Source organism: Pseudomonas sp. PS02290, from assembly GCF_029960075.1.
Lineage (GTDB): Bacteria > Pseudomonadota > Gammaproteobacteria > Pseudomonadales > Pseudomonadaceae > Aquipseudomonas.
The window spans coordinates 1-12,925 of sequence record NZ_JASCOY010000119.1; the positions used below are offsets into that span (position 1 = coordinate 1).

The following is a 12,925-nucleotide window of genomic DNA, read 5'->3' on the forward strand; positions in this document are numbered from 1 at the left end:
GCAGCGGCAGCAGCCTGGCGCCAGTCTGGGTCAAGCGCCCGACGGGCACTCAGTAAGCGTTGAATCTGGCCGAGAGGCCGCCGGCAGCGCGCGTGATCAACCGCGCGCTGCCACGGATTTACGGGATTAAGCGTTCGGCGTCAGGCACTGCGGAGCAAGCAGACAGCCAAGAGGACGCCGGGCGATGCAAGACAAAAACCAGAAAGACCGAAAAGACCTACAGCCCATTCGAACGATTTTTGCTTAACGGAGAAACAAAATGATTCCAGTGATCTTGTCAGGTGGTAGCGGTTCCCGACTCTGGCCTCTTTCGCGTAAACAGTTTCCTAAACAGTTCCTGGCGCTGACCGGCGAACACACTCTGTTCCAACAGACCGTCGAGCGCCTGCAATTCGACGGCATGCAGCACCCTGTCGTGGTGTGCAACAAGGATCACCGCTTCATCGTCACCGAGCAGCTCAATGCACTGGGTCTGGAAACTCAGGCCGTGATCATGGAACCGTTTGGTCGCAACACTGCGCCTGCCGTTGCCATCACCGCGATGATGCTGGCCAACGAAGGTCGTGACGAGTTGATGCTGGTGCTGCCAGCCGACCACGTGATCGACGATCAGAAAGCCCTGCAACGTGCGCTGGCCCTGGCCACCGTTGCTGCAGAGCGTGGCGAAATGGTGCTGTTCGGTATCCCGGCGACCAAGCCTGAAACCGGCTACGGCTACATCAAGTCCACCGCCGACGCCCTGCTGCCGGAAGGCGTTAGCCGCGTGCAGCACTTCGTTGAGAAGCCTGATGAACAACGCGCCCAGGAATTCGTCCAGGCCGGCGGTTACTACTGGAACAGCGGCATGTTCCTGTTCCGCGCCAGCCGTTACCTGGAAGAGCTGAAAAAGCACGATCCGGATATCTACGACAACTGCCTGCTGACCCTCGAGCGCAGCAAGCAGGACGGCGACAGCATCTCCCTGGACGAGGCGAGCTTCGCCTGCTGCCCGGACAACTCCATCGACTACGCCGTCATGGAAAAAACCCAGCGCGCCTGCGTGGTTCCACTGGATGCGGGCTGGAGCGATGTCGGCTGCTGGTCGTCCCTGTGGGACGTGAGCGCCAAAGATGAGAACGGCAACGTTGCCAAAGGCGATGTCGTTATTCAGGACAGCCGCAACTGCATGATTCAGGGCAACGGCAAACTGGTGACCGTGATCGGCCTGGACAACGTCGTTGTCGTCGAAACCAAAGACGCCATGATGATCGTCCACAAAGACAAGGTTCAGGGCGTCAAGCAACTGGTCAACACGCTCAATGAGCAAGGCCGCAGCGAAACCCAGAACCATCTCGAAGTCTATCGCCCATGGGGCTCGTACGACTCCGTGGACATGGGCGGCCGTTTCCAGGTCAAGCGCATTTCCGTCAAGCCGGGCGCCAGCCTGTCGCTGCAGATGCATCACCACCGCGCTGAACACTGGATCGTTGTATCGGGTACCGCTCAGGTCACCTGCGACGACAACGTGTTCCTGCTGACCGAGAACCAGTCGACCTACATCCCGATCGCCTCGGTTCACCGCCTGCGCAACCCGGGCAAAATCCCGTTGGAAATCATCGAAGTCCAATCGGGCAGCTACCTGGGCGAAGACGACATCGAGCGTTTCGAAGACGTCTACGGCCGCTCCACCCCGGGCATCGAAGCCGGCGTGAAGACCCAGACCATCGCGCGTTAATACCGCTTCACCGAGTAGTACTAGCCCCCGTCAATCCTCTGCGTATTCCCCATCCGCAGAGGGTTTTCGGGGGCTTTTTTGTGGGCTTTCATACCTGTGCGACCATGAATCAGACGAACCACCATTAGCCCAATCCCCTCCCCTTTCGGTACGATGCCCGCATCTGCAATCGCGAGATCGACACGATGATTTTCGGCGCCGTACTCCTGTTCACCTGGCTGGTCCTGCTCCTGCGCTATCCCTCCAAAGCGCTGCCCGTTTCTCTGGCGGCGGCAGTCGGGCTGGGTGTCGTGGCGGCGTTTGTGGTCTGGGAGGACAGCCGCGATGAGCAGCGCCTTGAGCGCCTGCAGATGCGCGTTAACTATGCGCCGCAGCAATGCCCGACGGGCCGCCCGTTGCTGGTGCTGATCGATAACGGTAATAAGGTCTCGCTTACCGAACTGCGCTGGAAGATCGCGGCCTACGCGCCGGGCGATACCGTGAATCTGGCCGAAGACACCTACACCGCACCGCGTTATCGCGGGCCGGGCGATTTGTTGCCCGGCAGTCAGTGGCAAGATTGCTTGCCGATGCCGCCGCTGCGTCCGGGTTATCGGCCGCAGACCCTGGAGTTTCGTGCCGAACGCCTGCAAGGCACGTTCTCCGGCTGAGCGCCGCCCTTCTCTTTTTTCAAGGATTGAACCATGTCTGTGGTGTTGATCACCGGTTGTTCCAGCGGCATCGGCCGCGCCATGGCGGATGCCTTCAAAGCGGCAGGCCATGAGGTCTGGACGACGGCACGCAAGCCGGCCGATGTGGAAGCACTGACCGCTGCAGGTTTTCGTGCCGTGGCCTTGGACGTCAATGACAGCGCAGCGATTGATCTGCTGGTCTGCGAGCTTGATCAACACGGCAAAGGGCTCGACGTGCTGGTCAACAACGCAGGCTACGGTGGCATTGGCCCGCTGCTGGATGGCGGTGTCGAGGCCATGCGCAGGCAGTTCGAAACCAATGTGTTTTCCGTGGTCGGTGTGACGCGCGCGCTGTTTCCAATGCTGCGTCGCAACAAGGGGTTGGTGGTGAACATCGGCAGCGTTTCGGGCGTGCTGGTGACGCCTTTCGCGGGGGCATATTGCGCTTCAAAGGCCGCTGTCCATGCCATGACCGACGCTTTACGCATGGAGCTGGCGCCTTTCGGCATCCGGGTGATGGAAGTCCAGCCGGGCGCCATCGACACTCATTTCGCGCAAAACGCCAGCCATGAGGCCGAGCAAGTGATTCACCAGGATTCGTCGTGGTGGCCGTGGCGTGAAGGCATCCGCGCGAGGGCCAACGCGTCCCAGGGCAATCCGACACCCGCCACAGACTTCGCCCGCGACGTGCTCAACGCCGTGCAACGCAGCCATCCACCGCGTTTGCTGCGATCCGGCAACGGTAGCCGCGCGCTACCACTTATGGAACGGCTGCTGCCCAAGGCACTGCTCGAATGGATTCTAAGCAAGCGCTTCAAGCTGGATAAACAGGGCTGACCTCCAGCGTCGGCCCTTGCAGATACGCACTGACCAGTAGTGGTTGATGCAAAACTTGTGGGAGCGAGCTTGCTCGCTAAAGGGCCAGTACATCCGCAGCATTTTTAGCTGCCGGGCTGAAGTCTTCGCGAGCAAGCTCGCTCCCACAAGTCCTGCGTCCACTCGAAGCTGTGAGCGAGTAAGAGATGCCGAGTCCACTCCGATCCTTTGTGTGCAACCGGGGTGGCGCTCCACCTTGCTCGCGAAGGCTTACTTCCAGTATCCATGGATCGCAGGCGTTACTGCACCAATCCTTCCTGCTCAGGATTCACAATCACCGTGCAGGTGATCCCCGCCGCCAGCACAACCCCTTCCGGCACGTGATCCAGGTGAATGCGCACGGGCACGCGCTGGGCCAGTCGTACCCAGTTGAACGTCGGGTTGACGTCGGCGATCAGCTCGCGGCTCTCCGGATTGTCGCGGTCGTAGATGGCGCGGGCGATGCTCTCGACGTGGCCCTTCATGACTTCACCGCTCATCAACTGCATGTCCGCCGGATCGCCGACCCTGACGTGGGGCAGTTTGGTTTCTTCGAAGAAGCCGTAGACCCAGAACGAATTCCTGTCGACCACGGCCATCTTCGCTTCGCCGATGCGCGCGTAGTCGCCGCGATGCACGTTGAGGTTGGTGACGTAGCCGTCCACCGCCGCCAGCACTTTGGTGCGTTGCAGGTTCAACTGCGCGGCTTCGAGCTGGGCGACCGCCAACTGATAATCCGCCTGGGCGGAGGTGGCGACGTTGCTGGCGTCTTCGCGGCTCTCGGCGGAGATCACCAGGGCGTCCATGTCCTTGCGCCGATTGGCGTTGACCTTGCGCATCTCCCACGTCGCCTTGCGTGACGCCACCATGGCCTCGGCCTGCTTCACCGCCAGCTGATAGTGCTCAGGGTCGATCTGCATCAGCAGGTCGCCTTTTTTGACCGGCTGGTTGTCCTTCACCGGCACATCGATCACCACGCCGCTGACATCGGCAGCGACGTTGATCACGTCGGCGCGCACCCGGCCGTCGCGGGTCCATGGCGTGTCCATGTAATGAATCCACAGCAGCCGGCCGATCCAGATGGCCAGCGCCAGAATCAACAAAGTCGCGATCAGACTGAAGAGCTTTTTCATCTCAACCAACGTGCCTCAACGGTAAACAGTGAGCGCCATGGCGCCGAAAATGCAGCTGAACAGGCTCAGACGCAGCAGCGCCGGATGCCAGAAAAAACGGTACAGGTCGAGGCCGGACATAAAGCGGTCCAGCGCCCAGGAAAGCACCATCGCGACCAGAAACATGACGGTCACGGTCGGCATGTACACGCCGTGGAAGGCGAGTTCACGAGGCATTGAGTTGTCCTTGGGGCGAGGCCACAGACGCCGGCTCTGACGCAGCGCCTGCCAGCGGCGATTGCGGGTCCAGCAGGCAGGTGCGGATGAAGTGCAGGTAGCTTTTCACCCGGCGCAACGCCGAGGTGTCGAAGTGCGGTGCGAAGGGCTCGTCGGTGTTCTGCACGCAGACGATGGCGTGATCGACGGCCGACAGGCTGCGCGCCAGGTTGTGGCGATCAGGCTGGATGAACAGGCGAATCAGCGAGCGGCCCATGGCGCGAATCGCCTGCCGCCAGGGTTGCGATTCGGCATAGCTCGGGTGCACCGGCAGGATGTCCTGCTCGCGGCGCAACTCGATGATCGCGTGGCCAATCTCCAGCACCACGAACATCCAGCGCAGCAGGTTGCGTTGCACCTCGGGTTTGCCAGCGGCTAGGCCATACGCCTGATGCATCAGGTCACGGGTGCGGCTTTCGAAGCTGGAGCGGATTCCGCGCAGCGGCGCGCTGATGGCGAAACTGACTTGCTGACGCAGATTGCCTTCCAGCCGCTGCCACAGCCAGCGACTGTTCGGCGGCAGAATGATCGCCCCCGCCGCCGCGCACAGCAGCATGCCGAGGACCATGGCGATGTAGTCGTTGATGAACGCATACGGGTTGTAGACCGTGAGGTTGTCCGGCGCCGAACCGATGCTGAAGAAAATCAGCAGCCCCAGTCCGTATCCCACCCATTGCGGCCGCGTGGTCAGGAAGGTGCCGAGCACGAACACCGGCGCCAGCACCATGCACAACAGGGGGAAACCGTCGATGCGCGGCAGCACGAAAAAGGTGATGAAAAAACCCAGCACCGCCCCCAGAAAGGTCCCGCACGCCATCTGAAACGACATGCGCCTCGGGTTCGGCGTCGTCGCGGAAAGCGCCACCGTGGCGGCGGACACCAGGGTCATCGACGCGCCGCTCGGCCATGCCGTCGCCACCCAATACACCGACATGACCGCGAGAATAAAGGTCGCGCGCACGCCGGAGGCCAGCGAAGACAGCCAACTGGTGGTGGAGACGAACGGCTCGACCCACTTCTCCCGCGCATGGTTGTGATCGGCCAGAGACGCATGGGTCTGGGCGTAGTCGTGCATGTCGTCGACGAAGCGATACAGCAATTCGTAAGCGGTATGGAAATCCAGCAGGTCATCGTCGCCAGGCTCGGTCTTGACGAACTCGGCGCGCAGGCTGCGCACGTGCTCGGGCAAGTCGGCCTTGTACACGCTCAACCGATTGGCGAGCAGCGCGGCGTCGGCGTTGGTCAGCGCGCGACCGGCGAAAGGCTCCAGCAATCCAGTCAGCGCAGTCAGGCCGGGCTCGATGGCCTGAACGGCCGGTGTCACACCGCGTCGACGCAAGCGTTCCAGCAATTGATGCAGGGCGTTGAAGCGCGTGGTGATGGTCATGAATTCGCTGTTCAGGCGATTCAATCGGCCGTTGCGACGGCGCATGTGCGGGTCTTCGAACACCGTGACCGCGCGCAGGCCTTCGAGTCCCACGGCATCGGCGATGAAGCGCACGTTGCTGGCCTCGAACGACGCCGGATCGCTCTCGCCGCGCAGGCCGGTGATGACGAACTGGGCGAAGGTGCCAAAGCGCTGATACAAGGTGTTGCGCATCGCCGCGCCGGCGCTTTGCGGCAGGATCGCCGCGCTGACCAGCGTCGAACAAACGATGCCGAGCGAGATTTCCAGCACCCGCCACATGGCCGCCATAAATGAGGTATCGGGGTGAGCGAGCGCGGGCAGCCCGGTCATTGCGGCGGTGTAGCCGGCCAGCACAAAACCATAGGCGCGGAAGTTGCGATAGCGCGCGGCCCCGGCGCAGCAGAAGCCGACCCAGATCGCCAGACTGCCGAGGAACAGCTCGCTGTTTTGCGCGAACAGCGCCATCAACGTGACCATCACTACTGACCCGGCGAGCGTGCCGAGCAAGCGGTAGAAACTCTTGGCAAACACCTGACCGCTCTGGGGCTGCATGACGATGAACACGGTGATCATGGCCGTGCGCGGCTGCGGCAGTTCCAGGCGCATGGCGATCCAGTACGTGAGGAACGCCGCGGTCAGCACCTTGCCGATGTAGATCCACGTCACGCCATCGCTGCGCGCCCAGTCATTAAGGCCGCGACGCCATTCGAGGGATTTGAGCCAGTCGAGAGCCGCGTTCATCGCCGGGCCCTGCCAGAGCGTTTCATTTATCGAACACCGCCAGCGACACCGGCATTTTCGGCGCAGCGGTCCTTTCCGGCGCAGGCGAATCATTGCCCGCCATCAACCCTCCCCCCAGCGCCACCACCAACTCCGCGTGCACCGTCAGGCGTTCGGCCTGGACGTGTTGCTGCACCTGCTGCTGATGAAACAACAGCGTCTGCGCGTTGAGCACATTGAGGTAATCGGTCAGGCCGCGTTTATAGGCGACCATCGCGATGTCGTAGGTTTTCTGCGCGGCGGCTACCGATTGATCGGCGAACTGTTGCTGCTTTTCCATCGACTCGCGGCGAATCAATTGATCGGAAATGCTCTTCAGCGCCATCACCAGGGTCTGGTTGTACTGCGCAACGGCTTCGTCATAGCCCGCGGAGGCTACGCCCAGCTCCGAACGCAAACGCCCGCCGTCGAAGATCGGCAACGTGATCGCCGGGCCCACGCTGTAATTGAATTTCTTGCCGGCGAGGAATTCCAGCATGCCGCCGCCGGTGGCCATGTAACCGAGGCTGCCCATCAGATCGACGTTCGGATAAAACCCGGCATGGGCCACATCAATGCCCCGCGCCTGCGCCGCCACCCGCCAGCGACTGGCCACCACATCCGGACGCTGCCCGAGCAATTCGGCCGGCAACGCCGACGGCAGTTTCAACGCGGCATTCAGCGACAGCGTCGGGCGCTGAAGACGTGCGCCCTCGCCCGGGCCTTTGCCCGCCAGCGCGGCGATCTGATTGCGGCTCAGGGCAATTGCCTCGTCCAGCGCGTCAATCTGACGATGGGTTTCGGGCAACGGGGCTTCGGCCTGGCTGACTTCAAAATGGGTGCCGATGCCGCCTTTCAGACGGCGCTGGGCCAGATCAACGATCTGCTGCTGTTGCGCGAGGGTCGCTTCGGCGATATCGCGCTGGGCGTAGTTGAGGGACAACTGGATATACGCGCGGACGATATTGTCCTGCAATTCCAGCTGCGCCTGACGCTCCTGGGCCGCGCTCATGTGCGCCATGTCCAGCGCCTGTTCGGAGTGGTTGCTCTCCTGGCCCCACAGATCAAGGGAATAACTCAGGCCCAGCGACGCGTTGTTGTCCCACGTGCTGGTGTTCGACAGCTCACCCGGACCGTAGAACTGATCCGTCGGCCAGTTGTGGCGTTTCAGCGTGCTGTCGCCGGAGATGTGCACGGATTCCGCCGATTCCGCGATGCCCGCCATGGCCTTGGCCTGACGCACCCGCGCGGCAGCAATCGCCAGGCTGGGGCTGCCGAGCGCGGCCAGTTCGATCCAGCGATTGAGTTGTTCGTCGCCATAGGCGCGCCACCACTGACCGGCCGGCCAGTGGGCGTCTGTGTCGGCCGCCTTGATGGCGTCGTCGGTGGCCAGCGCGTCGGGGGACAACGCTGTGCCTTGTGGGGCGATTCCGCCAGTTCCGATGCAGCCGCTGATGAGTAACGTTAAAGCCCACACACTGAGGGGCTTGAGCCCTCTGACGAGACGACGCGGCACTGCTGCAATTACCTGAATGGAGGGGGAATCGGTGATGCGGCGATTCTAGGGGGCGTCCAGTCCGGCGATAAGCCGGGACTTCTGCGAATCTTTGTTACCGAACAGGAGATAATCCTTTGGTATGGCTGACATGGATCAGTTACTTCATGTCACAATTTGCTATCTCACCTGAGAACGGCCAATGGACACTCTGCAAAACATGCGCGCCTTCACTTGCGTGGCGCAGGCGGGCAGCTTCACCGCTGCTGCCGCTCAATTGGACACCACCACCGCAAACGTTTCGCGCGCTGTCTCCAACCTCGAAGCCCACCTGCAAACCCGACTCCTCAACCGCACCACGCGACGCATCGCCCTGACTGAAGCGGGCAAGCGTTACCTGCTGCGTTGCGAGCAGATCCTCGGTTACGTGGAAGAAGCGGAAGCCGAAGCCAGCGACGCCCATGCGCGCCCGGCCGGGCAGCTGAAAGTCCACTCAATGACCGGCGTAGGCCAGCACTACGTCATCGACGCGATTGCCCGCTACCGGCGCAATCACCCGGACGTGTCGTTCGACCTGACCATGACCAACCGCGTCCCGGACCTGCTCGAAGAGGGGTACGACGTGTCCATCGTGCTCGCCAGCGAGCTGCCGGATTCGGGCTTTGTGTCCCAGCGACTGGGCATCACCTACAGCATCGTTTGCGCCTCGCCCGCCTACATCAAGGCGTTCGGCATGGCGCATCGACCGGCCGACTTGCTCAATCACGCCTGCCTGCGTCTGGTCAGCCCGGTGTTCCCGCTGGAAAAGTGGGCGTTCGACGGCCCGGAAGGTCAGGAAACCGTGACCATCGGCAACTCGCCGTTTCTGGTGAATTCGGCCGACGCCATGCAGGCAGCGATCAGCAGCGGCATGGGCATCGGGATTCTGCCGATCTACTCGGCGATCGAGGGTTTGCGTAATGGCTCGCTGGTGCGAGTACTGCCCCAGTACCGCTCCCACGAGCTGAACCTGTACGCGATCTACCCGTCGCGGCAGTACCTGGATGCGAAGATCAAAACCTGGGTCGAGTACCTGCGCGGGTCCCTGCCGGAAATCATGGCCGCCCATGAAGCGGACCTGCAGACCCATGTGTTGCCGGAGACGGTTTAGTCATCACGTGAGCGTTACGGCGGAACCCTGCCAATCCCTCGGCAAGAATGTTAGCGTGCTACGCATTGCCCTTCTGACCTGCCGAGAGAAGCTATCCGATGAAAAAGACCGTCCTTGCCTTCAGCCGCGTGTCCCCGGAAATGGCCGAGCGCCTGCAGCAAGATTTCAACGTGATCATCCCCGACCCGAAAAAGGGTGATCTGAACGCGCAGTTCAACGAAGCCCTGCCCCACAGCCACGGCATGATTGGCGCCGGTCGCAAGCTGGGCCGTGAGCAACTGGAGAATGCGAAGCAGCTGGAAGTGGTGTCGAGCATTTCGGTCGGCTACGACAACTACGACGTCGGCTACCTCACTGAACGCGGGATCATGCTGACCAATACCCCCGACGTGCTGACGGAAAGCACGGCCGATCTGGGCTTCTCGTTAATCATGAGCAGCGCCCGCCGCGTCGCCGAACTGGACGCTTACACCAAGGCCGGCAACTGGAAGCGCAGCATCGAAGCACCGCACTTTGGCACTGATGTGTACGGCAAGACGCTGGGCATCGTGGGCATGGGCAACATCGGCGCAGCGGTCGCACGACGCGGTCGTCTGGGCTTCAACATGCCCGTCCTCTACAGCGGCAACAGCCGCAAGACCGCCCTCGAGCAGGAACTGGGCGCGCAATTCCGTACGCTGGATCAGTTGCTGGCTGAGTCGGATTTCGTCTGTCTGGTGGTGCCACTCAGCGAAAAGACCACGCACCTGATCAGCACCCGTGAGCTATCGCTGATGAAGAAGAGCGCGATTCTGGTGAACATCGCCCGCGGTCCGATCGTCGACGAACCGGCGCTGATCAAGGCGCTGCAGGACGGCACCATTCGCGGCGCCGGTCTGGACGTGTACGAAAAAGAGCCGCTGTCTGAATCGCCGCTGTTTGCGCTGAGCAACGCGGTGACGCTGCCCCACATCGGTTCGGCGACGGACGAAACCCGCCAGGCCATGGCCGACCGCGCCTACGCCAACCTGCGCGCCGCGCTGCTGGGCGAGAAGCCGCAGGATCTGGTGAATGGGCAGGTGTGGAAGGGCTGAGCGTCACAGTTCTAGTGGGAGTGAGCCCTTGTAGGAGTGAGCTTGGTCACGAAGGGGCCGGGGCAGTCAGCCTCGTTCTCTGGTGGCTCCGAGAAAGCCTTCGCGAGCAAGCTCGCTCCCACGTGAGGGTGGGCTCACTCGAGATATGATTGTTCCCACGGTCCCCGTGGGAATGCCGCTCCCGGCGCTCTGCGCCCGCTAGCCCTCACGCGAGCTTCGCGCCCACCGGCACAACCACCCTCGGCTTCCTGAACACCAGCACGTTGCCGGCCATCACCAGCACCAGCCCCATCAGCGCGGGGGCGGTCCATTGGTAGCCTTCGGCAAACGCCGACACATTCAACGCCACCACCGGGAACAGCACCGTGCAATACGCCGCGCGCTCCGGGCCCATGCGGCCGACCAGAGTGAGGTAAGCCGTAAAGCCAATCACCGAACCCGGGATTACCAGATACAGCAACGAGCCGATGTACCGCGCGTTCCACTCAAACGCGAACGGCGTGCCGCTCAGCACGCAATACACGCCCAGCATCGTCGCGCCATACAGCATGCCGTAGGCATTGGTGGTCAGCGGGCGGAGTCCGGCCTTCTGTTGCAGGCTGGAAAGCATGTTCCCCGCCGAGAAACACAGCGTGCCGAGCAGGGTCAGCGCCAGGCCGATCAAGGTCTCGCGACTGGCGCTGTGCCCGGCCAGCTCCGGCCAGAACAGGCACGCCAGACCGATCAGGCCCAACGTGCCGCCCACCGCCACGTTGCGCGCGATTTTCTGCTTGAAGAAGATCCGCGCATTGAGCGCGTTCCACAGTGTCGCAGTGGAAAACACCACCGCCACCAGACCGGTCGGGATCCACTGGCTGGCGGTGTAGAAGCACATGAAGTTGACGCAGAACAGGCACAGCCCTTGCGCCAGACAAATGAGCTGCCCGCGCCGATTGACCTTCTGCAGTTTCCCGGTCGCCAACAACAGGGCGAAGATGATCAGCGCCGCGAGGCCGAAGCGGTAGACGATCGACACCGGAATGGCGACTTCGCCCAGTTGCAGTTTCAAGGCGATCCAGGTCGTGCCCCAGATCAAAACGGTCAGCAGATACAACGTGATGTTCATGTCAGGCTCTCCAGTGGAGCCTCAGTCTGGCGGCGCGGGTCTGCACTCACTTGCAGAAACTTGCGCATTTGATCGTCACCCCGCTGGCAGGCGGCTTGGGGCGGAGTAGGATGCGAGGCGTAGAGGAGTCCCCCATGTCGTCACTCGAAACCATCCAGGTTTTTCAATCCCTGAACAGCTCGCCCCACGCGCAACTGGAGAAATGCGCGCCCCTGGGCGACGGGGTGATGGCGGCGCTGTGGAACAACCGCCACGACGCGCAGAACTACCACGCGCCGACGCACCACACCCTGTCGTGCTACATCGACGGCGGCACCGGGACGTTCCGCCGCGATCAGCCAGACAAGAAAGGCGCCCCGGACAAGATCTGCACATTGCCAGCCGGCCATCAGTCTTCCTGGGTGGTGAACGGGGAAATCCGCCTGGCGCATCTGTACATCAGCCCCGAACAGTTCGCCCTCAATTGCGTCACGCTGCTGGATCGCGAGCCACGCCAGCTGGCGTTGCAGGAGCACACGTTTCTGGATGATCCGTTGCAGGCCGAGCGCTTTCATCGCCTGATCCGCATGGACTGGAGCGAGCCCGGCGAACGCATGCTCACCAGCAGTCTCGCCCACGAGCTGCTCGATCACATGGTCCTGCGCCAGGTGGGACTGCGCGAAGGGTTACGCTTGAAGGGCGGATTGGCGCCGCACCTGCGCCGTCAGTTGGTGGAGTTCATCGAGCTGAATCTGGCCGAGCCGTTAAGCCTTGGACAGTTGGCGGGCATGTGCGCGTTGTCGGAATACCACTTCGCGCGGATGTTCCGCGAAAGCTTCGGCCTGCCGCCCCATCAATATCTGCTCGCCCGACGCCTCAACCGCGCCCGGGAGCTGCTGCGCTCGACGCGCAAGCCATTTGGCGAGATCGCCCTGGAATGCGGCTTCGCCAGCGCCAGCCACTTCAGCAACCGGTTCAAACAGTCAGTCGGCTCAACGGCGAGTGAGTACCGGGCTGCGTTTCAGTAAATGCTCCTCAAGTCACCCACTCCAACTGACCCGACCTATATCAACTGTAGGAGTGAGCTAGCTCGCGATGGGGCCAGTACATCCGCCAACCGCTTACTGGCCGGACCACAGCCTTCGCGAGCAAGCTCACTCCTACAGGGATCAAGCGTCTACCCGCAGAACCGGATCGGCACAGTAAATGCTCTGGGTGCGCCACTAATATCTAACGGATCAATCCCCATCAAACTGTAGGAGTGAGCTTGCTCGCGAAGAGGCCGGTACATCCGCCGACCGCTTACCGGCCGGACCACAGCCTTCGCG

11 protein-coding genes are annotated in these 12,925 nt (G+C 62.2%); 6 read left to right on the forward strand and 5 right to left on the reverse strand.

The window, feature by feature from the left end; genetic code table 11:
- The first annotated feature begins 259 nt into the window (after positions 1-259).
- From QMX88_RS26415 to QMX88_RS26425, 3 genes are all read left to right on the forward strand, one after another.
- Complete coding sequence (locus QMX88_RS26415) at positions 260-1,714, forward strand: mannose-1-phosphate guanylyltransferase/mannose-6-phosphate isomerase (RefSeq protein ID WP_192171841.1); 1,455 nt, start codon at positions 260-262, stop codon at positions 1,712-1,714.
- A gap of 185 nt (positions 1,715-1,899) precedes the next feature.
- On the forward strand, positions 1,900-2,364 hold the full coding sequence (locus tag QMX88_RS26420) for a multidrug transporter (protein ID WP_282373218.1): 465 nt from the start codon (positions 1,900-1,902) through the stop codon (positions 2,362-2,364).
- 33 nt (positions 2,365-2,397) lie between these two features.
- The gene (locus QMX88_RS26425; RefSeq protein WP_282373219.1) at positions 2,398-3,222 is read left to right on the forward strand and encodes an SDR family oxidoreductase; all 825 of its coding nucleotides are present in this window, start codon (positions 2,398-2,400) and stop codon (positions 3,220-3,222) included.
- A 278-nt stretch (positions 3,223-3,500) separates the two neighbouring features.
- Here QMX88_RS26425 and QMX88_RS26430 read toward each other — a convergent pair whose 3' ends face one another.
- The 4 genes from QMX88_RS26430 to QMX88_RS26445 are packed head-to-tail and all read right to left on the reverse strand — an operon-like array spanning position 3,501 to position 8,311.
- Complete coding sequence (locus tag QMX88_RS26430) at positions 3,501-4,373, reverse strand: efflux RND transporter periplasmic adaptor subunit (protein WP_282373220.1); 873 nt, start codon at positions 4,371-4,373, stop codon at positions 3,501-3,503.
- Between the two features lie 15 nt (positions 4,374-4,388).
- Entirely contained in the window at positions 4,389-4,589 is a 201-nt protein-coding gene (locus tag QMX88_RS26435; protein WP_065991906.1) for a DUF1656 domain-containing protein, read from the reverse strand.
- Complete coding sequence (locus tag QMX88_RS26440; RefSeq protein ID WP_282373222.1) at positions 4,579-6,777, reverse strand: FUSC family protein; 2,199 nt, start codon at positions 6,775-6,777, stop codon at positions 4,579-4,581. Before QMX88_RS26440 ends, QMX88_RS26435 begins: the two co-directional genes overlap by 11 nt.
- Positions 6,778-6,799: 22 nt before the next feature.
- The gene (locus QMX88_RS26445) at positions 6,800-8,311 is read right to left on the reverse strand and encodes an efflux transporter outer membrane subunit (RefSeq protein ID WP_282373223.1); all 1,512 of its coding nucleotides are present in this window, start codon (positions 8,309-8,311) and stop codon (positions 6,800-6,802) included.
- Positions 8,312-8,492: 181 nt separating this feature from the next.
- On the opposite strand from QMX88_RS26445, the gene QMX88_RS26450 reads away from it, so the two are divergent.
- Together QMX88_RS26450 and QMX88_RS26455 are read left to right on the forward strand one after the other, a co-directional pair.
- The gene (locus QMX88_RS26450) at positions 8,493-9,440 is read left to right on the forward strand and encodes a LysR family transcriptional regulator (protein WP_133772022.1); all 948 of its coding nucleotides are present in this window, start codon (positions 8,493-8,495) and stop codon (positions 9,438-9,440) included.
- Between the two features lie 98 nt (positions 9,441-9,538).
- Positions 9,539-10,513, forward strand: coding sequence for a 2-hydroxyacid dehydrogenase (locus tag QMX88_RS26455; protein WP_282373225.1), 975 nt, complete (start codon positions 9,539-9,541; stop codon positions 10,511-10,513).
- 205 nt (positions 10,514-10,718) lie between these two features.
- Here QMX88_RS26455 and QMX88_RS26460 read toward each other — a convergent pair whose 3' ends face one another.
- Complete coding sequence (locus QMX88_RS26460) at positions 10,719-11,618, reverse strand: DMT family transporter (RefSeq protein WP_192171847.1); 900 nt, start codon at positions 11,616-11,618, stop codon at positions 10,719-10,721.
- A 134-nt stretch (positions 11,619-11,752) separates the two neighbouring features.
- Here QMX88_RS26460 and QMX88_RS26465 point away from each other — a divergent pair, with 134 nt between their 5' ends.
- The gene (locus tag QMX88_RS26465; RefSeq protein WP_282373226.1) at positions 11,753-12,625 is read left to right on the forward strand and encodes a helix-turn-helix domain-containing protein; all 873 of its coding nucleotides are present in this window, start codon (positions 11,753-11,755) and stop codon (positions 12,623-12,625) included.
- Positions 12,626-12,925: the final 300 nt, after the last annotated feature.